Below are 26,542 nucleotides of genomic sequence, written 5' to 3'. Positions count from 1 at the left end.
ACTGCCTCGGACTGAGCAATACCTATCGCGACGGTCAGCCCCACCAGATCGAGGCATTCGGCACCAGCCTTGTCGTCTTCGCCGACAGCAAGGGCGACATCAAGATTCTCGACGCCTACTGCCGCCACATGGGTGGCAACCTCGCTCACGGAACCGTCAAGGGCGATTCGATCGCCTGCCCGTTCCACGACTGGCGTTGGGGCGGTAACGGAAAATGTACGGCGATCCCCTACGCACGACGCGTTCCGCCGCTGGCCAAGACGCGGGCGTGGACCACACTCGAGAAGAACGGTCAGCTGTTCGTCTGGCACGATCCCCAGGGAAATCCCCCGCCCGCCGAGGTCACGATTCCCGACATCGAGGGCTTCGGAAGCGATGAGTGGAGCGACTGGAGCTGGAACACGCTCACCATCGAAGGCTCTCATTGCCGCGAGATCGTGGACAACGTCGTGGACATGGCCCACTTCTTCTACGTTCACTACTCGTTCCCCAAGTACTTCAAGAACATCTTCGAAGGTCACGTCGCGAGCCAGTACATGGAATCGGTGGGACGCGAGGACGTCATCAGCGGCACCAACTACGGCGATCCCAACGCTGTGCTCCGTTCGGATGCTTCATATTTCGGACCGTCGTACATGATCGACTGGATCAAGAGCGAAGCCAACGGGCAGATCATCGAAACTGTATTGATCAACTGCCACTACCCCATCTCGAACAATGCCTTCGTGTTGCAGTACGGCGCGATGGTCAAGAAGCTTCCCGGTATGGACGACGAGTCCACTGCCGCGATGGCCGCGCAGTTCACCGAGGGCGTCGAGATGGGATTCCTTCAGGACGTGGAGATCTGGAAGAACAAGGCCCCGATCGACAACCCGCTGCTCTCCGAGGAGGACGGCCCGGTTTACCAGTTGCGTCGCTGGTACAACCAGTTCTACACCGACGTCGAGAATGTCACGGAAGACATGACGAAGCGCTTCGAATTCGAGATCGACACCACCCGCGCAGTGGAGAGCTGGAAGCGGGAAGTCGCCGAAAACGTTGCCGCACGCGACGCCCAGGCACTCGAGACAACCTCCTGATCTGCAGTCGAAAACACTGCTGAGACAACCAGACTGGATGCAAGGAACAACATGACGTACGAAGTGCTCGAACAGATCAACGCGATGGCCGACGACATCTTCGCCGAAGGCATCGAGGCCGAGCGGATCGGCCGGGTGGCCGACGACACCGCCAAGAAGATGAAGGCAATCGGTTCCATCCGCATGCTGCAACCCAAGGAGCATGGCGGCATGGAGGCGCATCCGCGCGAATTCGCCGAAACCGTCATGCGCATGGCTTCACTGAACCCGTCGGCCGGCTGGGTCCACGGGATCGTCGGAGTTCACCCGTGGCAACTCGCTTTCGCAGATCCCAAGGTGCAGCAGGAGATCTGGGGATCCGATCCCGACACCTGGATGGCATCGCCGTACATGCCCGGCGGTATGTGCATCCCCACCGACGGCGGCTACAAGTTCTCCGGTCGCTGGCAGTTCTCCTCCGGTACCGACCATTGCGACTGGGCATTCCTCGGCGCGATGGCGTGTGACAAGGACGGCAACATGGAGATGCCGCCGCGCATGCTCCATGTGATCATTCCGCGCACCGACTACGAGATCATCGAAGACTCGTGGGATGTCATGGGACTTCGCGGCACCGGCTCCAAGGATCTCGTAGTCAAGGATGCGTATGTCCCCGATTACCGCGTCATGGACTGCGACGAGGTCATCGACGGCACGGCAGTGCGCAAGTACGGGCGCACCGAGACGCTGTACCTCATGCCGTGGTCGAACATGTTCCCCCTCGGAATCACCGCCGCCACGATCGGCATCTGCGAGGGAATGCTCTTCCACGCCAACGAGTACCAAGCCGATCGCATCAACGCGCAGGGTACGGCGGTCAAGGACGACCCGTACACCTTGTTCGCCATCGGTCAGGCAACCGCCGACATCCGGGCTGCGCGCGACACCCTGCTTGCCAACGTCGACCGCATGTGGGATCGCGTGGACGCAGGCAAGGAAGTGACCTTCGAGCAGCGCGCGGAAGGACGTCAGACTCAGGTGCAGGCCGCCTGGCGCGCCATCAACGCAATCGATCAGGTCTACCCACGCTGCGGTGGCAACGCACTGCGGATGGACAAGCCGCTTCAGCGATTCTGGCGCGATGCTCACGCTGGACAGCATCACGCAATTCACGTGCCGGGCACCGTTTTCCACGCCGCATCACTGAGCCGTCTCGGCGCAGACCCGCAGGGTCCGCTGCGGGCGATGATCTGATCAGACTTCGACACAAGAAATCGACAGGAACAGAACACGATGACACACACCGACATCAAGGGACTTGGCTACGTCAAGATCTCGACCAACGACATGGCACGTTGGCGCACTTTCGCTTTCGATGTTCTCGGCTTCGCCAAGGGCAGTGGGCCGGACGAGAACGCCCTCTACCTACGACTCGACGAGCGTGCTGCTCGCATCGTCGTCGTCGAGGGTGAGCGCGACGAGATCGTCAACATCGGTTGGGAGGTCGCCGACCACGCCGCACTGCGCCGCGTTCAGGAAGCACTCGAAAAGAACGGCACCGAGGTCGAGCAGCTTTCGCTCGCCGAAGCAGATGCTCGACGGGTCGAAGAGGTCATCGCCTTCACCGATCCCGGCGGAGCAGCCATCGAGGTCTTCCACGGAGCGATCCTCGACCACAGCCCCGTGGTGACGCCCTTCGGCGCTCGATTCGTCACCGGCGCACAGGGTCTCGGCCACGTCGTACTCCCCGTCATGGACAGTGCTGCGAGCTTCGACTTCTACACCGAGGTGCTCGGCTTCTACCCGCGCGGCGCCTTCCGCCTGCCGGCCCCGCCTGAATTCGGGCCGCTGCGAATCCGTTTCATGGGCGTCAACGAGCGTCACCACAGCTTGGCCCTGTGCCCGGCACCGCACGGCGGCGCACCCGGCCTGATTCACATCATGGTCGAGGTGGACACCCTCGACGCCGTCGGCCAGGCACTCGACCGCGTGATGAAGGACGGATTCTCCGTGTCGTCGACCCTGGGTCGTCACACCAACGACAAGATGATCTCCTTCTACGTCCGCGCACCCGGCGGCTGGGACATCGAGTTCGGCACCGAGGGCGCGAGGGTGGATCAGGACTCGTACTCCTCCGAGGAGATCACCGCTGACAGCTACTGGGGCCACGACTGGTCCGGAAGCGAACCACTGGCAGCTATGTAGTACCCGCCGATGGCGATCAATACCTGCCGGTGGCGATGCAATACCTGCCGGTGGCGATGCAATACCTGCCGGTGGCGATGCAATACCTGCCAGTAGTAAACCGACGAGGGGGCTTGCGCGAGCATTCGCGCAAGCCCCCTCGTCGTTTCCACTGTGACGCGCCCGAAAACAGACCGGTGATCCACTTCACAAATCCGCAACTCTATGACACTATTTCTAATTGAAATAGCCAGTTCACTGGTTGTGGAGCTCTAAGAGAAGTGAGGTACACGATGACACTGCAGGCTGTGGATGCTTTAGGCGCCGATTCGGCCCCGACAGCAATTCTCGATCGCGTCTCGCTGGTTCTCGACGCCTTCGACGGTCCCGGCAGGTTGACGCTCGCTCAAGTCGTTCGGAGCACGGGCCTTCCCCGCTCGTCTGCCCACCGCATGCTCGAACGTCTCGTCTCGATGCGTTGGCTGCGTCGCGACGGCCGCGATTACGAACTCGGTATGCGCCTCGTCGAACTGGGATCGCTCGCGGTTCATCAGGACCGCCTCCACGCTGCAGCCATGCCTCTTCTCCACGAGCTCTACCGCGTCACCGGATTCGTGGTTCACCTCGGCATCCTCGACGGGCCCGATGTGGTCTACATGGAGAAGATCGGCGGACGCCTCGCCGCCGCAGTGCCGACGCGTGTCGGTGGTCGACGCCGCGCCGAGACCACTGCGATCGGTCAGGCACTACTCGCGTTCGGTTCGCCGAAGTCCTCGGGCTACGCACTGCCCCACCTCGCCAGAATCCGCGAGTCCGGGGTGGCCTTCGAATCCGGAAACGGCCTACCGGGATTCAGCTGTCTTGCGGCACCGATCGGCCCCATCGGCCGCGCCGTCGCCGCGGTATCCATCTGCGCGCCGTCGAAGGCCCTCCGCCTCGACCACGTCAGCGCAGCGCCGGTCCGTATGGCGGCCGCTGCCATTTGGCGAGGCATCGACGGCGGATCGCTGAGCGTCACTCCGACTTTGCAACGTCGTCATCTGCTGCGCAATATGCCGACCGCAGCCGGGGCCTGACTCAGATACTCGAACCGTTGCCGGTGAGCCCGGCTTGCTCGAGCGCCAACACGTACTCCTCGACGTTCTTCCATCTGCCAGGCGTCGAGGGCAACGGTGATCCCAGTCGGTCGTGCTCGGCGACGTTCGCGAACTCGGCGGTCGCACGATCGATGTCGTCGAGCAGTTCGCGAGCAAGTTCGATCTCGGCTCGGAAGTACCGTTCCGACCATCGCAACGTCATGACCGGGAACGACCAGGCCGGCTCGTTCTCGGCATGATCTGCGTGGAGTTTCGCGCGTCGAATCTGCTCTTCGACATTGGCGATGTGGGCTTCCACCAGCGCCTTCAGTCGCTCGGGCTCGTTGAGGTGTCCCATCCACAGACGCAACATCACACCGTGCTTGAGCACCGGAACTTCCACCGGTGCCTCCCGTGACCACGTCCGGACGGCGTCGGTTCCTGACTGCGTAATGGAGTAAAGGCGCTTGCCTCGCACCCCTGGTTCGGAGACGACCCGGGACTCCACGAACCCGATGCTTTCGAGCTTCTTCAGTTCTGCGTACACCTGGCTGATGGACGGGCTCCAGTAGAAGAAGCCGACGCTCCAGTCAGCCCACTTCTTCAAATCGTTTCCGGTCAATTCCTCCCCGAACGTCAGCATCCCGAGCACTGCCCAGCTGGTAGCGGGAAGTCCTCGGGACACGTCATCAGGTTCGGACATGCCCGAAGTCTAACAATCACTGGTCATTTGCTGGTTTCGTAGAATCCGAACGGACCGCTGAGCGGGATCAAATTTGCCCGAGACCCCTCCACCTGACACTCGGTCGGTCCTGACCCGTGCCGAGAAGCCATTGCTGCCATTGAGTGGGACTGCCGCTGGATTACGGCCGCGGCGCCACACATCGTTGCTTCCGAAGGCTGTTTGCAGAGTTTTGGACAAAAGATTTGAACAAGGAGACGACATGACCGTGGAAAACGCCGAGCCGCCAGTTCTGGACGGACGCACACTTCGCAACGTGATGAGCAATTTCTGCACCGGCGTCACCGTCATCACCGCTCACGATGGAAGTTCACCCCTCGGCTTCACCTGCCAGTCCCTGGTCTCGGTATCGCTTGATCCCCCGTTGCTCTCGTTCTGCCCGGCGAAGACGTCGACAAGTTGGCCGAAGCTTCGCGAAACGGGAACTCTCTGCATCAATGTTCTCGCCCACGATCAGCAGGACATGTGTTCGGCGTTCGCGCGCGGCGGGACGGACAAGTTCCTCGGCGTCGAGTGGGATGCCGCCGGCAACGGTGCTCCGGCGCTGAGCGGCGCGCTCGCCCGCATCGAAGCAACGGTCGAGCAGGAGCACGACGCCGGTGATCACACCATCGTCGTCGCACGCATCACCGATCTGAACGTGCTGCGCCACGACGGTCCGCTTCTGTTCTATCGCGGCGGGTTCGGACGCTTCGACGCCTGAGTGCTCAGGCTGTCCCGCTGCGTGGGAGATGCCGGCGCCGAATCGAGCCCGCACCGATAGCGTCCGAAGTAGTTGTCAGACCCTGAACTTCTCGACTGATCGGACTAACTCGATGACCACTCTCGAACCAGACACCACGGCCGCGATCACGGCGACGGTTACCACCTACCTCGACGCCGTGGCTCGCGGATCGTCAGCGGACATCGCCGCCCTCTACGCCGAGAACGCGACGCTCGAAGACCCGGTCGGCAGCGAACCCCGCGTCGGCAAGGCCGCGATCACCGAGTTCTACGGCGCTCTCGAGGGCGGTTCGCAAGAGACGGAACTGCTTACCTTGCGGGTGAGCGGATCCAGCGCGGCCTTCCACTTCCGCGTCGTCACACCGGTGGGCGATCAGGTCTACGAGGTCGAACCGATCGACGTCATGACTTTCGACGAGGACGCCAAGATCACGAGCATGCGCGCCTTCTGGTCACCGGCCGATCTGATTGCACGCTGATGCGTCAGGTCAGTTGCCGCAACTGCGGAAATCGCGTCCTCGTCGAGAAGTACAGCGAAGCGCACACCAGCGTCCAATGGCTCGAAGAGTCGCAGGAAGTGTGCCCGGAGTTGGGTCGCGTGAACAGCCGTGCCAACGCGCAGCGGACGTGTGGCGCTCTGCGCCAGACGATCAACGACCTTGCCGACGCCGGTGAGCTGGAGATGAGCCTGCGCAGCTACCCGGTGCCGGGCAAGCTGTCCTGAACGCTTCCGCGTAGCATTTCGGCGAACATGCGCGCCGATTCCAAGTCGTCGGCGTTCGGCCGCCCCTTCCGGATACCGCCGAACGGCTTGAACGGGAGATAGGTATCCCACGCACGGGACGAGAAGGCTGCGACCACATCGAAGCCCTTCTGTTCGAGCAACTGAACCAGTGGACGCGAGAAGCGATGAATCCCCTTGTCAGGAAAACCACTGGTGGCGAAGACAAAAGCCTTGGATCGCCGTTCTTCGGGCAGTGCCTCGACGAACGAGCGTAAATCTGCGTGGTACGAGCGTAGGTAGATGCCGGAGCCGAACCCCACCAGGTCGTAGTCGGCGAGCTGCGCGGCGTCGATGTCACCGGGCTCGACCACGCGAGCATCGAGAACTTCTCCGATGACGTCGGCGATCAGCTTCGTATTGCCATGGGAGACAGAGGTACACACGATGATCGTCTTCATTGACTTCTTTCTTTCGTCGCAGCGTATCCGGTGCTCTCTTCATTTGCGCGTACGTAGATCCAAGTGATGAATCCACCGCACATTGCAAAGATCACGGCGACAATCGAATACGTGTCGAGGGGAAATCCAGTCCAGATCAAGCCTGCAACAAGAACCATCGCACCAACAGCCAGACCCGCCGATACTTCCTTGGACATACGCATCCCTCCCCTGGCTTGTCACCGACAGTTCCAGGATAGAGGTCCCGGCGAAGCTACGGACAATGGTGGAGATGGGGAATGATGCCGGTATGTCAGCAAGGTTGAAGGGGCGAAGACGTGCGGTGAACGCGCTGCTCGTCGACATCGAACGATGGGCCGATGAGCACGATGACGTCAAAGCTGTAGCGCTGGTCGGGTCCTACGCGCGCGGCGCGGAGCGTATGGCGAGTGATCTTGATCTGATGATCCTGGCCGACGACGCGAACGCGCTCGCAAATGAAGACTGGTTCGACCGGCTCCGCCCCGACGCGCGATTCATCAGAGCCGCCAACTGGGGACCAGTCCGAGAACGACGCTTCCGCCTACGGTCCGGTCTTCTCGTCGAACTGAATTTCGCGAGCGAGGGCTGGGCCGACCTTCCGCTCGACGCGGGCACTCGACGCGTCCTCGAAGACGGCCACCGAATCCTGTACGACACCGGGCCTCTTCGCGTCGCTACGAGCGCGGGAAGAACTGCTCGATGAGCACCAAGACGGTCTTCGAGACCTTGGCCGCCGAAATATACGCGCTGCGCGGCTCTCCCGTCGTCGCGATCGACGGCGTCGACGGGAGCGGCAAGACGACATTCACGAAAAGTCTTGCAGCACAGCTGAATGAACGCCGCGTCATTGTGATTCACGTCGACGACTTCCTCAATCCGCCGGAGATTCGCCATCGCAGAGGTCGGCTGTCACCGGAAGGCTTCTGGCTCGACAGCTACGACTACGACGCCCTCGAACGTCATGTTCTCGCCCCTCTGAGACCGGGAGGTGACCGCGAGTACCGACCACGACGGGACAGCGACGCGTACTTGCATGCAGCCGACGGAGCCGTGGTCCTCGTCGAGGGACTCTTTCTGCACCGGGACGAACTCGCCGAACGATGGGACTATTCGATCTTCCTCGACGTGCCCTTCGAGATCACCGCCGAGCGAATGAACCTTCGCGACGGAACGAACGCGGATCCGGAACACCCGTCGATGAACCGTTACGTCGGCGGCCAACGGCTGTACTTCGCGGCCGCAGAGCCCTGGACCCGAGCGGACAGTGTCATCGACAATTCAGACCCGAAACTGCCTCGCATCACGACACATGCCGCCGACTAGAGTTGGCGACCCTCATCGCCGACCTCGCGCTTCATCGGTGCGCTGTGGATGTGAATTGGTAGGTTGCAGCATCCACGATCTCAGTGGGCGTGATGTCGATCTCGCCGTTCAGCCAGGCCGTCACCAATTCGGCCAGGCCGCCCACGAACAGTAATCCGTTGATCTCACCCTGATGGGGAGGCCAAGCTCGACCGCCGTACAAGAGCGCAGCCTCGTCGGCCACCATCTGCGCGAACCCACGCAGCGCTCCCCGCCGGTGAGTGCGCAGCGGCTCGTAAGCCACCGACTCGACCATCGCGACACGCCCTTTTCGAGGATCGTCCGTCAGGATGTTGACGAACGAAGCAATGGCGCTCCGCACGCGCTCCTCCCGTGTCCCATCGGTCGTTCGGAGTGCAGCCATTCCGGCCACGCGCACCTCGTCGACGATTCCGTCGAAAACCTGCTGGAGGAGTTCGTCCCTGCTGGTGAAACTCTCGTAGAAATATCGCTCTGTCAGCTTGGCATGCGCGCAGATGGCGGTCATGGTGGCACCCTGCCTGCCCGCGGCCGCAAACACGTCCAGTCCTGCTGCGAGCAAGCTTTCACGCCGAAGCGCTGCCCGCTGCTCACCACTCAGACCGGCATATCGACGGGGCGTGGGAGAAGCCATGAGTCGATCTTGACAGACGACGCGACTGTGACGCAGACTACCCCCATCTGACAGGCGCTACTGTCAGATGCAAACTGAAGGCAGGTACGTGATGTCGAAAATCCTGGCCGCTCCACCCATCCGGTCGCAGTTGCGTCCCATCTCAGGCAATTCGGGACTACCCGGAATAGGGCAAACTTTCGAATACATCCGCGACCCTCTCGCTCTGATGCAAAAACGCTGGGATCGTTACGGCGAAGTCTCGTGGTTCTCGATGGCCGGTAGACGGTGGGTCGCAGCCCTCGGGCCCGACGCATGCCAAGAAGTTCTCCAGAACAAAGACCGCGCTTTTGTCAACAGCGACGGGTGGTCAGTGCTCATCGGTCCCTTCTTTCACGGGGGTCTGATGCTTCTCGACTCCGAAGAGCACCTACGACAACGACGCATCATGCAACAAGCCTTCACGAGATCGCGTCTCGAAAAGACCGTGGACGTGCTGAATCCCGCGATCGCCTCCGCGCTCGACGCCTGGACTCCGTCCGATGGGTTCCGCGCCTACACTGCCCTCAAAGCTCTCACACTCAACCTGGCGACCGACATCTTCATGGGCGGCGCGGAAGGGACCACTGAAAGCGAAATCGACTCTGTGAAAAAAGCTTTCGTCGATTGCGTGCAAGCTGCAACCTCGGTGATCCGTTATCGAGTTCCCGGCACCAGATGGAAGCGCGGCCTCGACGGGCGCCGAACCCTCGAAAACTTCTTCCGCCGCTACCTACCTGCGCGCCGTTCACGCGAAACCGACGACCTGTTTTCCGTTCTCTGTCACATCGAATCAGACACCGGACAGCGCTTCAGCGACGGCGAGGTGATCGATCACATGATCTTCCTGCTGATGGCCGCACATGACACCTCCACCATCACCATCTCGACAATGATGCAATATCTCGGCCAGAATCCGCAGTGGCAGAACAGATGTCGAGCGGAATCACTCGCACTGAGTACGTCGACGCCGAGCTATGCCGAACTCGACCAACTCGCCGGCTTGGACCTGGTGATGAAAGAATGCCTCCGACTCGTCGCTCCCGTGCCGGTCATGGCTCGCCGAGCGGTGTGTGACACCCAGATACAGGACCACTTCGTACCCGCTGGGACCTACGTGTCAGTGGTGCCACATTTCACTCACCACATGCCGCAGTACTGGCCCGACCCCGAACATTTCGATCCCGAACGTTTCGCGGACCACCGACGTGAAGACAAGGTGCACCGGTATGCCTGGGAACCGTTCGGTGGAGGCGTGCACAAATGCCTCGGCATGCATTTCGCCGGCGTCGAAATCAAAGCGATCATGCACCACCTGCTCACACGCTTCGATTGGCAGGTCGCGCCCGGCTACACCGCCCCTCTCAACTACATGTCCTTGCCGTTCCCCTCCGACGGACAGCCGATCGATCTGAAACCACTCACGACTTCTCATGACCGGTAGCGACCGAACCGACGTCAAGATCAACCCGCACATGACTACCGGCACAGACGCTTTCGAAATCCAGAGGAAAACATGAGCACTCGGCCTGCCCGAAACCGGCATGCACGCGCTGCTCCGAAACCAGAGGTCGTCGCAGCGGCGGAGTTCCTACTCGCAGAATCCGACGCCCATGTCTTCCGTCGCCGCTATCTCGAACTGCTCACCCACACCACAGCGCCGGATGGCGCAACCGTCACGGACTACACGGTCGCCGAAAGGTATCTACTCAACTCTGCAGCAAAGAGACGTGCTGCGCGGCGCCCGGCCAATCCTTAGCCACGATCGCCGGTCGGGCAGCGCTCGCGGCGAACGTCGAGACCCTCGGCACCGGTTTCACGAATTCGTCGTGGGGTAACGACGAAGAATAGAGTGCGCTGCCTGGGTGACGGCGGTGCGATCGTAGGTTTGCACGAAGTCGAAGGTCCGCTCGAGATCTGGACCGTTGTCATGAAGATCTCGCGCCGACAGCATCGCCGCATGGTGCGGTCCCAGAGTGACGACCGTCCACTCGTTGACCAGATCATCACCCGGGTCGAGAGGTGCGTGTTGCACTTTACCGTCGAGCATCACGGACAGTCCGACACCGTAGACACCGGCAAACCCTACGGTATCGGCGAGGTGACGCCACCGTGCTGTTGTGGATGCGGTGAAATGCTCGGCTTGTTGAAAGGTGCCCAGAACAAGCATCGAGGAACCCGATGTGGCGGCTTGCGCTTCGAGGGACTTGCTCAGTTGGATCAACAGACGCTTGGTACCGCGCCGGATCCGGCTGTGAGCAGACACGATCGAGTAGGGAGTGCCCACCTCGGGGATGAGATCACTCCACACCGGACTGTCGGGCATCGCGACGACCGGTTCGGACAACAGTGAACTCGGATCGTCGACTGCGGGATACAACTCACCCGTTCCGTATGTGGCTCCGATGGTGATTGCGGCAAGACGGGACGATTCCGAGTCGACACCCTCGGCAAGGATAATCGCGTTCGATCGCTCGACGTAGGCGCCGAGCGCGTGCACCGTCGTTCCGACTTCGAAATACGCTGCCTTGGAAAGCAATTCAGCGGAAGTGATAATGATGTCGGGTTCAACCAAAGACAGAAGTGTCGCCGAGTGCCTGTCGATGCCGACGCCGTCGAGTGCAATCAGACGCCCGCCCGCGCGGGCTTCTCTGATCACTGCCAGAGAGTTGTGGGGATCGGTAAGCACCGATGCGCTGTCAACCGTGATGACGATCCGTTGCAGATTTCTCGTCACTCCTTCGATACCAGGAGCGTTCAGAGCTGCTCGGGAAGCCGAGTCGACGGCCACCAGCAACGGCAGGCGATCCGCGACGGTGCATGCGAGTGCAGTACGGGACATGGCCAGTTTGTGACTGTCGAATTCCGAGCGTTGCTGCATCAATTGCGAGGCGCGACGAAGGGCATGCGCCGAACACAGAGAGGAATTGTCAGGCCCACGCAATTGCAACTCGGCGCCTGCAAGTGCGTGGTCGTCGAGGCGGCGTATCGGTGCGAACTGCATGCTTACTTCCAGACCAATCACATCGGAGAACTGGGTGATCGGAGAATTCGACGATGTCGAACCGTTGCTGGTGTCATACGCCATGGTGTGGCTCTTCACTACGAGTCGGGACCACCAAGCGTTCATGCGGCCGGACGCGTCGATGGCGGCGCCGGCTGCTCGACACCGAACGAGACTACCGCAAATCTCGGCGCAACCCGGTGACGACAACCTGATCCCGCGCCGCAAAGTGCACATCGACACGCAGATCAGACCAGAAACCAAGTCAACGCGTATCGAGCACCGCTCACTTCACATCGTTCGTGGGAGTCGTTTCCGGCTCAAGCACCGAGAGCATCAGCGGTCGACGTGGCATCGCCCGCAATGAGTTCGGAGGCGCCGAGAGCCTGAAAGATCATGGAGACCGCTCGCGTCGGGGCAAACAAGCGAATGCGGTTGTTGCCACGCCCCGCAGCATCGACAACGGCATTCGCCACTCCGGACGACATGAAGGTCACGCCGGAGAGATCGACGTGAATATCGGTGCCGACCAGGAGAAGTCGGTCGAGCGCATGCACCAATTCCACCCGCTGACCCATGTCCAATTCTCCGGCAAGTCTCAGTACCGCATACGAAGGGGTGTAGCTTTCCACGTCGATACTGTACCGATGCCCTTCTCGGCCGGCGCTGTCAAAGAGATCGAGAACATTTGCAGCTGAAGAACGTTCGTTGATCGTTGTCATGAAAGCCTCTTGTCTGGACTCGGCGTGCCCCACCGCCCGAATCAGCGATGAATCACTGTGCGTCGGATAACCAACCGTGTCGGTCACTGCGTTCCAGGCGAACTCTGCCACCGGCAGGTTTCGCCGACACAACCACATCTATACCGCTAGGGTCTCGAAAACGTCACAGCGCGATATCGCACTCTTGGAGCCACCCCTGACGCACTGAACGCATACCTCGCCTGGCCCCCGACGTGCCTGCGGGGCGACGTCTCTGCGGCGTCGACCACTGGCTTTCTCGCTCATCGGGAAGGTGGGTTCGCCGCACCACCATTCCGCAATACCTTCTGTGACATGGATAACATTGTCGATGTACTCGTCATCGGATCGGGCGCTGCCGGATCGGCCGCAGCGCTCCAAGCGCACGCCGACGGCGCATCGGTCGTAATTCTGGAAAAGAGCGGACCTGATTCCGCGGGCGGCAACACTCGACTGTCCGGCAGTGGATGGTTCGTCAACCAGGACCCCGCTGCCGCCCGAACCTTCCTGCGTTCGTTGAACGGGGAGTTCCCCGTTGCCATCGACGTTATCGATGCCTGGGCCGAGAACACTCACGGGCTGTCCGACTGGCTCCGCAGTCTGGGTGCAACTGTAGCGATGACCGGCGATTTCCATTCCACGGCAGAGTTCGCCGAACTCGACGGAAGTTCTTGTTACGCAGGGATGGACACCGTCGAAGGGAAGATGGGCAACGAACTTCTCTACCGGTTCCTCGTCTCCGCTCTCGCTGAACGCGGCATCACAACACTATTCGACACCGAAGCCACTGGACTGCTGACGGATGAATCCGGTGCGGTGACCGGAGTCGAGATCCGTTCGGGTGAAAAGACTTCGCAGATCCAGGCACGCCGGGGCGTCATTCTTGCCACCGGAGGATTCGAAGCAAATCCGACGATGGTGCGCGACTACTTGCGTCTGGAGAATCCGAAGATCTGGGGCTCACCATCGGCAACTGGCGACGGTCACCGCATGGCACAGGCTGTGGGCGCCGATCTGTGGCACATGAACAACATGATGACCATTACGGGAATTCCCGGCGACCTCGAAAATCCGACTGGATTCTTCCTCGCACTGTGGAATGCGCACAACTATGTGTTCCTCAGCCGGGAAGGTCGACGCTTCACCGACGAGTCAGCCGAAATGCGGCATGGTCATGTGTTCAGAGAGGGTTCCTACCAACACTTTCCGGTGCAACCGATGAACGTCGTCTTCGACGAGACGATGAGGTTGGCCGGACAGCTGAGCCCCGGCCGCGACGCACTGCCCGTCGGCCACAGGGTTCTCGACGAAGGGTACGAGTGGAGCTCGGACAATCAAGCCGAGATCGACAAGGGATGGATCCTCGAGGCGGACACGCTTGCCGAACTCGCCGAGAAGCTCGGGCTGGACCCAACAGTCGTGGAAACGAGCGTGCGACGCTACAACGAGGCGTGTGCGGACGGCATCGACCATTCGTTCGGCCGCAATCCCGAAACTTTGGCCCCGGTGGCCACCGCTCCGTTCTACGCCGTCTCCGGGTCGCCACTGCTGGGATGGAGTAGCGGTGGGCCGCGGCGCGACGGTCATTCCCGCGTACTCGATACTGCCCGCAATCCGATTCCTGGCCTCTACGCCGCGGGCGCGGTCAGTTCCACCTACAGCGCGGCGAAGGACGGCGGATTCCACATTGCCGACGCCTTAGCGTTCGGCCGGGTTGCCGGGGCCCATGCCGCCGCGCGTAAAGCTTGATATCGCCGGACTTTCGACTGACTAGCCACGCACAATTACGTGGCTGGTCAGTTGTGGTCGATCGTCACGCAGATGAATCCTCTGCGCCGGATGAAACCGGGATTCGTACCGGGACGCTATCGTGACAGCGCACAACGGGCTCGACAAGAGAACCCGAATCATCCGCGCCGAAGGTCTTCTGCCGATTCACACCCGAGCAGCCTTGACCTCGTCGAAGAACGCGATGACGGCTGCCTCGTTCTCCGGCGGAACGGTCAGCGATGCCCGTGGACCCGCTACTGCGATCGAGTCGTCGGCGAGTCTGTTCCCGATGGTGAGTTTCAGTCCCGACTTCGACGGTTTCGCCTTCACCGCAATGTGTTCGACATGCCAACGAGCCACTTCGCTCGTGCTCGCGGCGGTGCGGTCGAAGACCTCCACCGTGCGGTGGTCGAGGACCATGACGATGTTGGTCCCGACGGTGACTTCCAGATAGCGCCGTTCCGCCACGGTGTACGCCTTTCGGTTAGGTGAAACCGACGCTACACACCGTGGCGGAACTCAGCGTGTCAAAACCTCAGCTGTTCAAGATTTCAGCTGTTCGAAACCTCAGCGGGACGAACTTCCTGCATCCACTGGCAGGGCGACCGACGTGATGTAGCGAGCCTCGTCGGAAGACAGGAACAGAGCAGCGTTCGCTACGTCCACCGGTTCGATCCACGGAATGGCGAGCATGTTCATCGTCATCGCTGCGGCAGCAAATTCTTCGCGCGTCGGGTTCTCGAGATCGGGGCGGAACTTGCCGCGCACCAACGGGTTTTGAATCATGAGGGTGTCGACGTTGGTGGGATGGACCGTATTGACGCGTACGTTGTGCGGAGCCAGTTCCTTTGCTAACGAACGCATCAGACCAACGACTCCATGCTTGGCTGCGGTGTAGTGCGCAACTCCGACCAGCCCCCGAAGTCCGGCGATGGAGCTTGTGAGTGTCATCGATCCCCCGCCCCGCTCGATCAAGTGCGGAGCCGCGACGGTCGTGGTGTGCCACACGCCGGTCAGGTTCACGTCCAGCATGGTCTGCCACATCGTTTCCGACATGGTCAGGGCCCCGTCGGAGGACGTGATACCAGCTGTAGCGCAGACGATGTCGAGACCACCGAGCGTTCCGACGGCCGAGTCCACGGCACTGCGTAGTGCCTCGAGATCCCGAACGTCCACTACCGCGGATTCGACCTTTCGCCCCAGCGCCCGGATCTGCGCCACTGTCTCATCGAGATCGGCCTCCGTCGCGGGCGGCGTGACTGTGGTTTCCACCGAGGTGCACACGTCGACCGCGATGATGTCCGCGCCCTCTTCGGCAAAACGCACGGCCTGAGCCCGCCCGATTCCTCGTGCCGCACCCGTGATCAGCGCGATCTTGCCTTCCAATCGAGAAGTCATCAATTCACACTTTCTGGGTCAGGCCGGCGTCGACAACCAACTGACAGCCGGTCATGTAGCGGGACTCCGCGGATGCGAGAAACAGGACCGCATTACTGACGTCCACCGGATCGACCCAGGGAACCGGCAGCAAGTTGCGAGCGCTGAGCACTGCAGCAGCGTCTGCTTCGGTGGGATTCTCGATGTCCGGGCACAGGTTCGCGAACACTCGCTCGTTGATGATCATCGGGGTACGTACCGAACCCGGATGCACGGAGTTGACGCGGATACTCTGCGCCCCCAACTCGTTGGCCAGCGTTCTGGCCAGGCCCACCACGGCATGCTTGGCTGCGCTGTAATGACTTGCTCCGGCAATACCTTTGATTCCCGCTGTCGAGCTGACCAGAACGACGGATCCACCGTCGCCGAAGTGCGGAACGCAGGCCTTGACGGTGTGCCACGCCCCGGTCAGATTGACGTCCAGCGAGCGGTTCCACACTGCAGGATCGATGGTCCACGACGGTCCCGGCGTGTCGTAGACGCCTGCATTCGCGACCACGACGTCCAACCCGCCGAGTTCGGTAACGCACTCGGCCACGACGGCGGCCAGACCGTCGAAGTCCCGAATATCCGCCACACCGGTGACCGCGACACCGCCTCGATCACGCACTGCCTGAGCGGTTTCCGCCAACCCCGATTGCGCCTGTTCGACATCCAACGCGATCACGGACGCGCCTTCCTCGGCGAGCCGCTCACAGTGTGAGCGTCCCATTCCGCCGGCCGCACCCGTCACGAGTACCCGCTTGCCCTCCAGCCGGCTCATGCGTGCACCGCGCTGTTCAGCTCGAAGCCTCGGTATCCCGCTGCTGCCACGTCTGCACAGATGTCGGAGTAGACACCGAAGCCTCCGATGAAGGGCATGAATATCCTCGGCTTTCCCGGGATGTTGGCTCCCATGTACCAGGAGTTCGCGGATGGGAACAATGTTGCCGACGCCCGGCGTGAGCACTCCTCGAGCCAGTTGTCCACGGCTTCGGCACTCGGCTCGATGGTGTCGATCCCCGCCGAATCGAGGTGGTTGATCGCGTCGGCGATCCAGTCGACGTGCTGTTCGGCAGCGAGAATCATGTTGGACAGCACACTCGGGCTACCCGGCCCGGTGACGATGAACAAGTTCGGGAAGCCGTGAACTCCCAAACCAAGATAGGTTCTCGGACCCGCATGCCAGTTCTCTCGCAAGGTCTCGCCGTTGCGGCCACGGATCTCGATGCGATCGAGTGCCCCGGTCATCGCATCGAAACCGGTGGCGAACACCAATGCGTCGAGTTCGTAGTGCGAGTCGGTCGTCTTGATCCCGGCCTCGTCGATTGCCTCGATCGGTGCGCTCTTGAGATCGACCAGGCTCACGTTGTCACGGTTGTAGCTCTGGTAGTAGTCGGTGTCCGTCACGATCCGCTTGGTCCCGATGGGGTGGTCGTTCGGGATCAGCAGGTCGGCGATGGCCTGATCTTCGACCACCGATCTGATCTTGGCCTCGGCAAACGCAGCCGCCGTCGCGTTGGCGTCGATGTTGCTGGTCTGGTCTGCGAAGGTCTTGGCGAACAGAACACCGCCGAGCTTCCACCGCTCCTCGTAGGCCGCGTTCCTCTCGGCCTCGGACACCTCGAGCGCGCTGCGAGGATCCGAAACGAACGGCGATCCACCGCCACTGCGCTTGGACAGCGCTCGACGCTCGGCGTAGTCGGCCTTGATCTCGGCGCGTCGTTTGTCATCGAGAGGCGTGTTTCCCGCCGGCACACTGTAATTCGCGGACCGCTGGAACACGAAAAGGTGATCGGCCTGCTCGGCGATCAACGGAACTGACTGGATGCCCGACGATCCGGTGCCGATTACCCCGACTCGCTTACCGGTGAAATCGACGCCCTCGTGCGGCCAGAAGCCGGTGTGGAAGACCTCGCCGCCGAAAGTCTCGCGACCTGCAATGTTCGGAACGTTCGCGGTCGAGAGGCTGCCCGTGGCGCACACCACGAACCGCGAGGTGACGTCATGACCACCGTCGGTGTGCACTCGCCACGTCGACGAGTCCTCGTCGAACTGTGCGCTCAGGACACGGGTATCGAAAGTGAACCCACTGCGCAGGTCGAAGCGATCGGCGACGTGATCGAGGTAGGACAGGATCTCCGGCTGCGCGGCGTACTTCTCGCTCCAGTCCCAATCCTGTTGCAACTCTTCGGAGAACGAGTAGGAGTAGTCGAAACTCTCGACATCGCAGCGTGCGCCCGGGTAGCGGTTGAAGTACCACGTGCCGCCCACTCCGGAGCCCGCCTCGAAGCCGTGGACACGCAGCCCCTGCTCGCGAAGTCGGTGCATGGCGTACATGCCGGCGACGCCGGCGCCGATGACTACGACGTCGAGTGGTGCGGTGGAGAAGTCAGGATCGGTCATGGTGGCCACGCTACGAGTGGGTTGAATGGTAGAGGAACAGGTTCTCCCGCTGGGTGGGCGGAGCCTCCACCCCATGGCACTGGGTGGGCGGAGAGCGCTGTGTCCACCGATCGGGGGACAGCGATGTCGTCCAGCACTCGGACCCGTAGGTGGACAGACCCGAAGGGATTTCGGGGCCATAGTTGTCTCATCACAGAAACACACGGTCACCGAGACCGACAAATCGAGGAGAACATGATGAGCACCAACACAATTCGACCCGAAGCACTTTCCTTCTCCGGCCTCAGCATGGCAGCTCTGGTTGCCCGCTCCGCCGGTGCGAACACGGTGAAGTCGATGACCGACACATCCGTCACGACGGCGATGATCAGCAATTCGGGTCGCGGGGCCCTGTATCTGGTCGATGCGTCCAATCCGAACGGCGACTGGGTCGTCCCGCCGGCGGACTACATCCTCCCCAACATGAACGTGAACGTTGTGGCCACGAGCAAGAACCAGAACGACTTCCCCATCGTGCTCACGTACCGCTCCGACGACGGTGGAGTGTTTGTCTTCAGTGCTACCAACTCGAAGACCAGGGCGGATGCCGGAGGTACGTACGCCCCCGACAGCCACGACGTCACGGTGACGATGACCTCGGGTTACCCGGCCATGAACGTCACGTACGTGCTTCGGTGACGCTTGCTCACTCCAACAATCCCTGCCGCATTGCAGCGGCGACGGCGGCGCCTCGATCGTTGACTCCGAGTTTCTCGTAGAGGCGCTGCACGTGAGTTTTGACGGTGGAGGGCGCAAGAAAGAGTTGTGAGGCGATGACCGGGATGCTGGCGCCCTGCGCGATCAATCCGAGAACCTCACGTTCGCGGGCGCTGAGCGTCGGACCGGACGGTTCACTACGACGCCGAACCTCTCCTACCAATCCGGCGGCGATACTGGGCGGCAACACATCTCGTCCCGCAGCACAGTCGAGCACGGCGCTCACGATCTCGGCGCGAGTCGATTCCTTCGGCAGGAATCCGGCAGCACCGGCTTGCAGGGCCTGGTACACGACAGACGATTCGTCGTGAGCGCTGAGCAGAAGCACACGCGTCGGAAGCTCGTCTCGAACGACTGCGGCGGCGACCTGAGTTCCATCCAGGTGCGGCATCCGGAAGTCGAGCAGCGCGACCTGCGGGCGTAGTTCGCGGATCATTGCGAGCGCTGCTGCGCCGTCGTCGGCCTCGCCCAGGACGTCGATGCTGTCACTGCCGGTCAGAGCCCGAACCACGCCCTCACGGAACAGTGGGTGGTCGTCGCCGACCACCACGGAAACCTTGCCGGCCAGCGGCTTCGTGCCTTCGCGCATTGCTCACTTTCTCACGCCCGTACCAGCAATGCGAGCACTTACGCCTCCCCCGATCGGGGGACAAGAGATTCAACCCCGCCACGGCCCCGTCGGCGGACATACTGCAGCACTCATTCGCGACAAGATTGATTCATCGCCGAGAACGGCAACCACACACCATCCCAGGAGCAGACATCATGCGTACCAACACCACTCGCTTCGTAGCAGTCACCGCAATCGCCCTCGCTGTCGGCGGAACCGCACTGGGAACCGCAGCGATCGCCAACGCCGGCACCATGCCCACCGACGGCCCGACGGTTGCTATGACCATCACCAACAACACCGACAACCCGATGCTGCTGGACAGCGCGTCCAACCCCTACGGACAGTGGATCAACGGCCCCCGCTCCTACCTGGCCCCGCACACCACCGAGATCGTCACCGCCTACAGCAGCGATCCCCGCGGTATCGGTGTCGACGTCACCTACAACGTCGACGCACGTCATCCTCACTGACTACATGGCCACCGGCTACCCCACGATGAACGCCTCCTACGACGTCTTCACGCAGAACTGAACCAAGCGTTGATGCAACCACGAACTTGATCCGCTACGGCCCACGACCCGGTATCCGCATGGATGTCGGGACGTGGTGTGCGCTGACCACCTCAGACGCGTTCGACCAACACGCAGCGGGCGCCACTGAAGATCGTGGGCATGCACTTGTTGCAGTGGATGCACAGTGATTGGGTATCGGATTCGGCCGCGATCCGATTGATCAGATCCGGTTCTCTGAGCAGCGCCCGTGCCATGGCGACGAACTCGAACCCTTCCGCCATTGCGGTATCCATGCCCGCTTTGTCCGTGACACCCCCGAGCAGCACGAGCGGCAACTTCACCGCAGCACGAATCTGCCGAGCCTCTTCCAGCATGAACAACGGCTTGTACGGATAGGTATGCAACATGCTCTTCCCCACCAACTGCACACCGAGTCGAACAGGTTGCGGCATCGCGGCGGCGAACTCGCGGATCGGCGCATCGCCCTTGAACAGGTACATCGGGTTGAGCAGTGAACTGCCCATCGTCAACTCGAGCGCGTCGACGCTTCCGGATGCTTCGAGCCACTGCGCCACCTGGATTGCTTCGTCCACCCAGAATCCGCCTGGCACACCGTCGTCCATGTTCAGCTTGGCCAAGATCGCGACCTTGTCACCGACGGCATCGCGCACACTGCGTGCAGTTTCGAGTACGACGCGAGCCCGGTTCTCCAGCGATCCGCCGTAGGAGTCCTTACGACGGTTGAGTTTCGGGCTCAGGAACGAGCTCGCGAAATAGTTGTGACCGAAGTGGATCTCGACGGCGTCGAATCCTGCCTCGACGGCAAGTCGCGCAGCGCTCCCGTGCGCGGCCGCAATTCTGGTGATGTCCGCTGTCGTGGCAGTGCGAATCATCCTCATGCTCAACGGATTGAACGAACTCGACGGTGCCAGCGCGGGCAGTCCGGTCGACTTCTGATTCGCCACGGGACCGGCATGGCCGAGCTGCGCCGACGCAGCAGCACCTTCGGCGTGAATGGCATCGGTGAGCCGCCGAAGCCCGGGGAGGGCATCGGGCCGCATCCAGAGCTGGCCGTATTCGGTGCGCCCTTCCGGTGCGACGGCGCAATACGCGACGGTGGACATCCCGACTCCGCCGGCGGCTGGGCGACGATGGAACTCGATCAGCTCGTCGGTGACCAGGGCGTCGGGAGTTTTGCCTTCGAATGTCGCGGACTTGATGATTCGATTTCGAAGGGTCACCGGGCCGAGCTTCGCCGGGGCGAGCACGTCGGGAGCAGTGGTCATAGAGTTTGCCTCTCGCGGGAGTTGTTTGCAGGACGGTAGATCGATGGCCCCGAGCCGGCTAGGGCCCGTGCCACGGAGCGGGAAACGGCTTCAGCCCGGCCGAGGTGGCCGGGCTGAAGCCGTCATTGCCGTTCAGACGCGTCCGAAATACGCATCCTTGAGCACTGCCAGGTCGTCGATGTCCTTGGCATCGGCGTCGAGAACCACCTTGCCGATGTCGAGGACCGTCACATGATCGGCGACGCTCATCGCGGCCTCGACTGCCTGCTCGACCAGTAGAACAGCCAGGCCGGTTTCCTTGAGTTGTTGGACGCGGTCCATCACCTCACCGACGATCACGGGAGCGAGACCGCCCGAAGGTTCGTCGAGAAGGAGCAACCTAGGCTGCGCCATCAGCGCTGCGCCGATCGCGAGCATCTGCTGCTGACCGCCCGACATGGAACCGGCGGGAAGCGAACGCTTCTCCCCCAGGATCGGGAACATCTCGTACATCGATTCGACGGATTCCATAAGCTCGCCGCGCTTTGCCTTGCGGGTGTACCCGCCCAGCAGGAGGTTCTGCTCGACGGTCTGCTTGTGGAAGACCCGCTTGCCCTCCTGCACGTACGCCATCCCCTGTCGTACCCGTTTGTGCGCGGGGACTCCGGTGATGTCGGCGCCGTCCATCTCGACGGTTCCGGAGGCCACCTTGTTGAGGCCGGACAGGGCACGGAGCGTGCTCGTCTTGCCTGCGCCGTTGCGTCCGAGCAGGGCGGTCACCTGACCGGGATAGACGTCGAACGAGACATCCCAGACGACGCGCAGATCGCCGTACCCGGTCTGCAAGTTTCGGACCTTCAGAATCGGTTCCATCACTTCACCTCACTGGTCTGATGGTCTACCGCGCCGATTTCTTCGAGAAGTGCTTCTTCGTCACCGGACTTGACTCCGAGGTACTCGCTCAAGACGCGTGGGTGATGTTCGATGGTTGCCGCATCGCCGGTGGCGATCACCTGCCCTTGCGCCAGCACGACTATCTCGTCGGCCAGCGAGAGGACGAGGCGGAAGTTGTGCTCCACCAACACCACTGTCGCCCCGGCATCTCGCAGTACCCGGATCAGATCTGCCAGGCGTTCGAGTTCGTCCTCGTCGAGTCCGGATGCCACCTCGTCGAAGAGGACGACCCTCGGTTCGGCGATGACGGCGCGAGCAACCTCGAGCATGCGACGCATCCCCAGGGGCAGCGACGTCGCGATCTCGTTGCGCAAGTGCGACATCCCCACGAGTTCGAGGACACGCTCGGCCTCGACGATGTCGGCCTTCGCGATCCTGCGGAAGCTGGGCAGGCGAAGCACAGCCGACGCCATCGACGCTCGGTGCACCGAATAACGTCCGGATGCAACAGCTTCCAGAACCGTGATGTTTTCCGGAATCGTCGGAGTTTGGAACGTGCGCGCCACACCCACGCGCGCCACCTTGTGCGGCGACGACTGCGAGACCACCGTGTCACCGATCGTGATCACGCCCGCATCTGCGGTGTAGAAGCCGCAGATCATGTTGAGCATGGTCGTCTTACCCGAACCGTTGGGCCCGATCAACGCGGTGACCTTACCGGCCTCTGCGGTCAGGGTTGCCGCATTGAGCGCCTGGTTGCCACCGAACGCTTTGGACACTCCGTCGACCACCAACCGTGCTCCGTTGATCGGCGCCAGTTCCGGTGTCCCACCGCTGTTTTCCTTTGCAGTGACTACGCCCAGGCCGGCCTTGCGATCGAGTTTCGAGACGATCGCTCGCCCGACCTTGGTCAAACCCCCGGAGAGAAGCACACCGCCGATGATCAGGAAGCCGCCGTAGAAGATCAGCGAATACTCCTGGAACGCCGTCGACTGGTTGGGACCGAGCTGCATGATCGCGGCACCGACCACGGCGCCGTACACACTTGCCGCACCGCCGAGGATCGACGCCGCCAGAACTGCTGTGGCAAAGGTGAACCCGAAGGCTTCCGGCGAGATGAACAGGTCGGTGTTGGCGAACAGCGCACCCGCCAGACCGGCGGGGAACGCACCGATGGCATAACCGAGCAGCTTCATCCGGAACACCGATACACCCTGCGACGACGCCAGAACCGGCGACTGCTTGAGCGTGCGGAACGCGATGCCGTGGCGCGAGACCACCAGGTTACGCATCACCGCGAACCAGAGCACGGTCACGACGACGACCACCATGTAGTACTGCTGGGTGTCGAGTTCGGAACCGAAGAACGTCGGCGGCTCCATACCGGTGAGGCCGTTTCGGCCGCCGGTCTTGCCACCGAAGATCGCCAGTACGTCCGGTACCAGCAGAACCAGGAAGAACGACGTCATCGCCAGGGACCAGTTGCCCAGGCGCAGACCGGGAACACCGGTCAGGATTCCGACCGCCAGTGCCACTGCTCCGGAGGCAGCAAGCTGAAGCAGAATGTCGGTGTGACCTGCCTGGGACATCAGACCCGCGGTGTAGGCACCGGCCGCGTACATCGCTGCCTGGCCGAGTGCCAGTTCACCGGCAAAGCCGAGGCTCAAGTTCAGGCCACTGACCACAAGTGCCAGGATGCAGGCCAATTGAATCTGACGTGATGTCGACAGGTCGAGTCCCATCACGGGCAGCAGCAGGATCACCACGGCCAGGACGAGTGGGATGATCCAGCTCGGTAGGGAACGGAAAGTCCGCCACGCACTTACCATCTCACACCACCCGTTCTCGGACATTGCCGAACAGTCCAGCCGGTTTGACCATCAAGATGACGATCAGCACCGTGAAGACGGCGATATTGCTGTACTGACTTCCCGCCCACAGGGCGGTGAACGATTCCACCAGGCCGACGGTCAGACCGCCGATCAAAGCGCCAGGCAGAGAGCCGAACCCGCCGATCGCCAACGCCACGAATCCCTTGAGGGCCAACGCTGCGCCCAACGTCGCAACTGCAAACGTCTTGGGGCCGACGAAGAGTCCGAGGACACCGGCCAAGGCACCCGAGAAGGCAAACGCTCCCAGTGCCAACCGTCGTACGTTGACTCCTCGCAGCATCGCCGCTTCACGATCCTCGGAGATGCCGATCAGAGCCAGACCCGTCATCGTTTTCTTCGAGACGTAACTCAACCCGACGACCAGTGCGATCGCCGCAACCAGCAGAGCGATCTCGACCGGGTAGGTACGGCCGCCGAGTAGGGTGATCGGTTCGTTCGATCCGAAGAACGGAACCGTGAGAGGTTCACTACCCCAAATCAATTGAGTGGCACCATTGAGCAGCGTGGCAACGCCAAGCGTGGTGACCAGCTGGTTCTGGTGATCGGCCACCGGTCTGATCGCGACGATCTCCTCGACCGAGGCGAGGAGCATCACGGTCACGGTTGCCATGACGGCCACCACGAGAACGGGAAGTTTCAGGGTCACCAGACCCGTGTAGGCGACGAAAGTGCCCACCATCATCAGCTGAGCTTGAGCGAAGTTGAAAGTGTTGGAGGAAACGAAAACGATGTTGTACCCGATGGCAACCAGCACGTAGACCGCGCCGAGCGCCAATCCGGACCACAGAATGGTCATGACGCAGCCGGGTTTCCGAACTGACCGTTGAGGATCTTCGTCGGGCTGATGAACTTCAGCTCACTGGTATCCGGGTTCGGGCCGTGGTTGTCAGAGCTGAAGTTGTAGCGCGAGAGGAATGCGGTCTTGGCATTCTCCTGAACCTCTGCGGTTTCCAGTGCTTCGGCGAGCTTCTTCGGATCGGTCGAACTGCCGACCTTCTCCGCTGCCGCCGCGACGAGGGGGAATGCGTCGTAGTTGTCCGCGAGGATCAGCGTCGACGGGATGGAGCCCAGCGACGCCATCGTGTCCACCATCGTGTTGACGAGCGCGTTGTTCGGATCGAACACCGTGCTGGTGAACACCTGCGTCACCAGGTTCTTCACCTGCGGGGTGCCGAGCACACCGGCCGGCGGATCATTCGCGATCAGGTTGGTGGCAGACACCGAGGTGTTTCCGACCAGCGGCACGTCCCAGCCGAGTCGCTCGAGGCTTTGCAACACGTATCCGAGAGGAGCGCCGTACGCATCCAAGGCGATTGCCGCGGCACCCGAGTTCTTGAGCGACTGCAACTGCGCCGTCATGTCCAAGGCGGCGGCGTCGTACTCCTCGTTACCGGCGGCCTTCAGACCTGCGGATTGCAAAGCACTGGTCATTTCTTCGCCGAACAGCTCACCGTAAGCGGTGCTGCCGTGCAGGACTCCGACGCTGCTGTAACCCTTGGACTTCGCGTACTCGGAAATTCCGCGAGCGGTATCGGTCGCACCCGGAGCCAGATCGAAGTTGAGCGGGAACTTCGAGGGGTCCGTCGAATCGGGCGAGGGAGCCATGCTCATCGAGAGAATGTTGTTCTGCTTGAGGATCGGCAGAACCGCAGCCGCGATCGACGACGGACCCGAGTTCAGGTAGAGGTCAGGCTTGTTCCCCGAGTTGATGGCTTCGCGCAGCTTGGTGACGGCGATGGTTGCATCACCCGCGTCGTCCACAGTGGTGAGCTCGATCTGACGGCCACCGATCCCCCCGGCTTCGTTCTGGACCTGAACGCCCGCCTTGGTGGCGAGCAGCGAGGTCTGCGAATTAGCCGCGAGGACTCCCTGTGCACTGATCCCGCCGGTCAGCAGCACACGGTAGGGCGAGTCCGCACCTCCGTCGGACTCCGAAGAACCACTGCACCCTGCGAGAGCCAGAGCCGTCACGGCAACTGCCGCAACAAGAATGGGCCGACGATTCATGTCTGCACTCCTAGAACACATGTATGCACCGAACGTCAGGCGAATACCTGACGAAAGAATGATCGGCCGGTGGACGTGCCTGATTTCGAGCACCAGCCAACCAAGCACCCGCTTGATGATCTAGCAAGCAGTTGCTTGGGATGGAGCATAGAATGTGATCTGGATAACGTCAAACGCTGAAAAGTGGAGTCATGGAAGCGGACGCTATGCACATTGAGGCGGCGTCGACAGATCTCTTCCCGCTGGGTGGAAACGCCGAAACGGCTCCACGCCCTGGCGGATTCGACG

At 61.8% G+C, this 26,542-nt stretch carries 30 protein-coding genes; 14 read left to right on the top strand and 16 right to left on the bottom strand.

Annotated features, from left to right (window positions below; genetic code table 11):
* The 4 genes from RWT78_RS15995 to RWT78_RS15980 all read left to right on the top strand — a co-directional run.
* Positions 1 to 1,079: Rieske 2Fe-2S domain-containing protein (locus RWT78_RS15995; RefSeq protein WP_314676585.1), on the top strand; the 1,079-nt coding region annotated here is incomplete at its 5' end.
* 51 nt (positions 1,080 to 1,130) lie between these two features.
* Positions 1,131 to 2,312: an acyl-CoA dehydrogenase family protein gene (locus RWT78_RS15990; RefSeq protein WP_019749417.1), complete on the top strand. Its 1,182-nt coding sequence runs from the start codon at positions 1,131 to 1,133 to the stop codon at positions 2,310 to 2,312.
* A 39-nt stretch (positions 2,313 to 2,351) separates the two neighbouring features.
* Complete coding sequence (bphC, locus tag RWT78_RS15985; RefSeq protein WP_314676582.1) at positions 2,352 to 3,263, top strand: biphenyl-2,3-diol 1,2-dioxygenase; 912 nt, start codon at positions 2,352 to 2,354, stop codon at positions 3,261 to 3,263.
* A gap of 272 nt (positions 3,264 to 3,535) precedes the next feature.
* A complete protein-coding gene (locus tag RWT78_RS15980; protein WP_007726735.1) occupies positions 3,536 to 4,318 on the top strand; it encodes an IclR family transcriptional regulator in 783 nt (260 codons plus the stop codon).
* A gap of 1 nt (position 4,319) precedes the next feature.
* Here RWT78_RS15980 and RWT78_RS15975 read toward each other — a convergent pair whose 3' ends face one another.
* Entirely contained in the window at positions 4,320 to 5,021 is a 702-nt protein-coding gene (locus RWT78_RS15975; RefSeq protein ID WP_081557518.1) for a PadR family transcriptional regulator, read from the bottom strand.
* 241 nt (positions 5,022 to 5,262) lie between these two features.
* Between RWT78_RS15975 and RWT78_RS15970 the strand changes: the two genes are divergently transcribed.
* The 3 genes from RWT78_RS15970 (at position 5,263) to RWT78_RS15960 (ending at position 6,507) form a co-directional block, all read left to right on the top strand.
* On the top strand, positions 5,263 to 5,763 hold the full coding sequence (locus RWT78_RS15970) for a flavin reductase family protein (protein WP_276117142.1): 501 nt from the start codon (positions 5,263 to 5,265) through the stop codon (positions 5,761 to 5,763).
* Positions 5,764 to 5,875: 112 nt separating this feature from the next.
* Complete coding sequence (locus tag RWT78_RS15965; protein WP_003944423.1) at positions 5,876 to 6,262, top strand: nuclear transport factor 2 family protein; 387 nt, start codon at positions 5,876 to 5,878, stop codon at positions 6,260 to 6,262.
* Positions 6,262 to 6,507, top strand: coding sequence for a hypothetical protein (locus tag RWT78_RS15960; protein WP_003944366.1), 246 nt, complete (start codon positions 6,262 to 6,264; stop codon positions 6,505 to 6,507). Before RWT78_RS15965 ends, RWT78_RS15960 begins: the two co-directional genes overlap by 1 nt.
* Here RWT78_RS15960 and RWT78_RS15955 read toward each other — a convergent pair.
* Positions 6,480 to 6,965, bottom strand: coding sequence for a flavodoxin family protein (locus RWT78_RS15955; RefSeq protein ID WP_007726729.1), 486 nt, complete (start codon positions 6,963 to 6,965; stop codon positions 6,480 to 6,482). The two genes, RWT78_RS15960 and RWT78_RS15955, sit on opposite strands and share 28 nt — an antisense overlap.
* The gene (locus RWT78_RS15950; protein WP_314676575.1) at positions 6,962 to 7,162 is read right to left on the bottom strand and encodes a hypothetical protein; all 201 of its coding nucleotides are present in this window, start codon (positions 7,160 to 7,162) and stop codon (positions 6,962 to 6,964) included. The genes RWT78_RS15955 and RWT78_RS15950 overlap by 4 nt, the downstream gene beginning before the upstream one ends.
* Positions 7,163 to 7,254: 92 nt before the next feature.
* Here RWT78_RS15950 and RWT78_RS15945 point away from each other — a divergent pair, with 92 nt between their 5' ends.
* A complete protein-coding gene (locus RWT78_RS15945; RefSeq protein ID WP_314676572.1) occupies positions 7,255 to 7,689 on the top strand; it encodes a nucleotidyltransferase domain-containing protein in 435 nt (144 codons plus the stop codon).
* Complete coding sequence (locus tag RWT78_RS15940) at positions 7,686 to 8,309, top strand: AAA family ATPase (RefSeq protein ID WP_314676570.1); 624 nt, start codon at positions 7,686 to 7,688, stop codon at positions 8,307 to 8,309. Before RWT78_RS15945 ends, RWT78_RS15940 begins: the two co-directional genes overlap by 4 nt.
* 31 nt (positions 8,310 to 8,340) lie before the next feature.
* Here the strand turns inward: RWT78_RS15940 and RWT78_RS15935 are convergent, their stop codons facing one another.
* Positions 8,341 to 8,961: a TetR family transcriptional regulator gene (locus tag RWT78_RS15935; RefSeq protein ID WP_314676568.1), complete on the bottom strand. Its 621-nt coding sequence runs from the start codon at positions 8,959 to 8,961 to the stop codon at positions 8,341 to 8,343.
* A gap of 91 nt (positions 8,962 to 9,052) precedes the next feature.
* Between RWT78_RS15935 and RWT78_RS15930 the strand changes: the two genes are divergently transcribed.
* Complete coding sequence (locus RWT78_RS15930; protein ID WP_080726744.1) at positions 9,053 to 10,423, top strand: cytochrome P450; 1,371 nt, start codon at positions 9,053 to 9,055, stop codon at positions 10,421 to 10,423.
* Positions 10,424 to 10,495: 72 nt separating this feature from the next.
* Positions 10,496 to 10,738 (top strand): hypothetical protein, encoded by a 243-nt coding sequence (locus RWT78_RS15925; RefSeq protein WP_064114255.1) that lies wholly within the window; start codon positions 10,496 to 10,498, stop codon positions 10,736 to 10,738.
* A gap of 57 nt (positions 10,739 to 10,795) precedes the next feature.
* On the opposite strand, the gene RWT78_RS15920 is transcribed toward RWT78_RS15925, so the two are convergent.
* On the bottom strand, positions 10,796 to 12,067 hold the full coding sequence (locus RWT78_RS15920) for a DICT sensory domain-containing protein (protein ID WP_314676563.1): 1,272 nt from the start codon (positions 12,065 to 12,067) through the stop codon (positions 10,796 to 10,798).
* Positions 12,068 to 12,303: 236 nt separating this feature from the next.
* Positions 12,304 to 12,615, bottom strand: coding sequence for an STAS domain-containing protein (locus RWT78_RS15915; protein ID WP_228232503.1), 312 nt, complete (start codon positions 12,613 to 12,615; stop codon positions 12,304 to 12,306).
* A gap of 423 nt (positions 12,616 to 13,038) precedes the next feature.
* On the opposite strand from RWT78_RS15915, the gene RWT78_RS15910 reads away from it, so the two are divergent.
* On the top strand, positions 13,039 to 14,472 hold the full coding sequence (locus tag RWT78_RS15910) for an FAD-dependent oxidoreductase (RefSeq protein ID WP_314676560.1): 1,434 nt from the start codon (positions 13,039 to 13,041) through the stop codon (positions 14,470 to 14,472).
* Positions 14,473 to 14,658: 186 nt separating this feature from the next.
* On the opposite strand, the gene RWT78_RS15905 is transcribed toward RWT78_RS15910, so the two are convergent.
* From RWT78_RS15905 to RWT78_RS15890, 4 genes are all read right to left on the bottom strand, one after another.
* Positions 14,659 to 14,961 carry a hypothetical protein gene (locus RWT78_RS15905; RefSeq protein ID WP_007726715.1) on the bottom strand — a complete coding sequence of 101 codons (303 nt, stop codon included), beginning with the start codon at positions 14,959 to 14,961 and terminating at the stop codon, positions 14,659 to 14,661.
* A gap of 99 nt (positions 14,962 to 15,060) precedes the next feature.
* Positions 15,061 to 15,891: a mycofactocin-coupled SDR family oxidoreductase gene (locus RWT78_RS15900; protein ID WP_314676558.1), complete on the bottom strand. Its 831-nt coding sequence runs from the start codon at positions 15,889 to 15,891 to the stop codon at positions 15,061 to 15,063.
* A 4-nt stretch (positions 15,892 to 15,895) separates the two neighbouring features.
* Positions 15,896 to 16,693, bottom strand: coding sequence for a mycofactocin-coupled SDR family oxidoreductase (locus RWT78_RS15895; RefSeq protein ID WP_058038555.1), 798 nt, complete (start codon positions 16,691 to 16,693; stop codon positions 15,896 to 15,898).
* Complete coding sequence (locus tag RWT78_RS15890) at positions 16,690 to 18,315, bottom strand: NAD(P)/FAD-dependent oxidoreductase (protein ID WP_007726712.1); 1,626 nt, start codon at positions 18,313 to 18,315, stop codon at positions 16,690 to 16,692. The genes RWT78_RS15895 and RWT78_RS15890 overlap by 4 nt, the downstream gene beginning before the upstream one ends.
* A gap of 237 nt (positions 18,316 to 18,552) precedes the next feature.
* On the opposite strand from RWT78_RS15890, the gene RWT78_RS15885 reads away from it, so the two are divergent.
* Positions 18,553 to 18,993: a hypothetical protein gene (locus RWT78_RS15885; RefSeq protein ID WP_047269511.1), complete on the top strand. Its 441-nt coding sequence runs from the start codon at positions 18,553 to 18,555 to the stop codon at positions 18,991 to 18,993.
* 7 nt (positions 18,994 to 19,000) lie between these two features.
* Here RWT78_RS15885 and RWT78_RS15880 read toward each other — a convergent pair whose 3' ends face one another.
* The gene (locus RWT78_RS15880) at positions 19,001 to 19,660 is read right to left on the bottom strand and encodes a response regulator transcription factor (RefSeq protein WP_003944425.1); all 660 of its coding nucleotides are present in this window, start codon (positions 19,658 to 19,660) and stop codon (positions 19,001 to 19,003) included.
* Positions 19,661 to 19,836: 176 nt separating this feature from the next.
* Here RWT78_RS15880 and RWT78_RS15875 point away from each other — a divergent pair, with 176 nt between their 5' ends.
* The gene (locus RWT78_RS15875; RefSeq protein WP_314676555.1) at positions 19,837 to 20,154 is read left to right on the top strand and encodes a hypothetical protein; all 318 of its coding nucleotides are present in this window, start codon (positions 19,837 to 19,839) and stop codon (positions 20,152 to 20,154) included.
* Positions 20,155 to 20,306: 152 nt separating this feature from the next.
* On the opposite strand, the gene RWT78_RS15870 is transcribed toward RWT78_RS15875, so the two are convergent.
* From RWT78_RS15870 to RWT78_RS15850, 5 genes are all read right to left on the bottom strand, one after another.
* The gene (locus tag RWT78_RS15870) at positions 20,307 to 21,482 is read right to left on the bottom strand and encodes an NADH:flavin oxidoreductase (RefSeq protein WP_054827517.1); all 1,176 of its coding nucleotides are present in this window, start codon (positions 21,480 to 21,482) and stop codon (positions 20,307 to 20,309) included.
* A 132-nt stretch (positions 21,483 to 21,614) separates the two neighbouring features.
* Complete coding sequence (locus RWT78_RS15865; protein ID WP_003944438.1) at positions 21,615 to 22,334, bottom strand: ABC transporter ATP-binding protein; 720 nt, start codon at positions 22,332 to 22,334, stop codon at positions 21,615 to 21,617.
* Entirely contained in the window at positions 22,334 to 24,184 is a 1,851-nt protein-coding gene (locus tag RWT78_RS15860) for an ABC transporter permease subunit (RefSeq protein ID WP_003944379.1), read from the bottom strand. Before RWT78_RS15860 ends, RWT78_RS15865 begins: the two co-directional genes overlap by 1 nt.
* 1 nt (position 24,185) lies before the next feature.
* Positions 24,186 to 25,043 (bottom strand): branched-chain amino acid ABC transporter permease, encoded by an 858-nt coding sequence (locus tag RWT78_RS15855; RefSeq protein WP_007726703.1) that lies wholly within the window; start codon positions 25,041 to 25,043, stop codon positions 24,186 to 24,188.
* Positions 25,040 to 26,254 (bottom strand): ABC transporter substrate-binding protein, encoded by a 1,215-nt coding sequence (locus RWT78_RS15850; RefSeq protein ID WP_037131491.1) that lies wholly within the window; start codon positions 26,252 to 26,254, stop codon positions 25,040 to 25,042. The genes RWT78_RS15855 and RWT78_RS15850 overlap by 4 nt, the downstream gene beginning before the upstream one ends.
* Positions 26,255 to 26,542: the final 288 nt, after the last annotated feature.

It is taken from the genome of uncultured Rhodococcus sp. (assembly GCF_963525155.1).
Classification (GTDB): Bacteria; Actinomycetota; Actinomycetes; order Mycobacteriales; family Mycobacteriaceae; genus Rhodococcus_F; species Rhodococcus_F qingshengii.
This window is presented reverse-complemented; position numbering and strand designations above follow the sequence as displayed.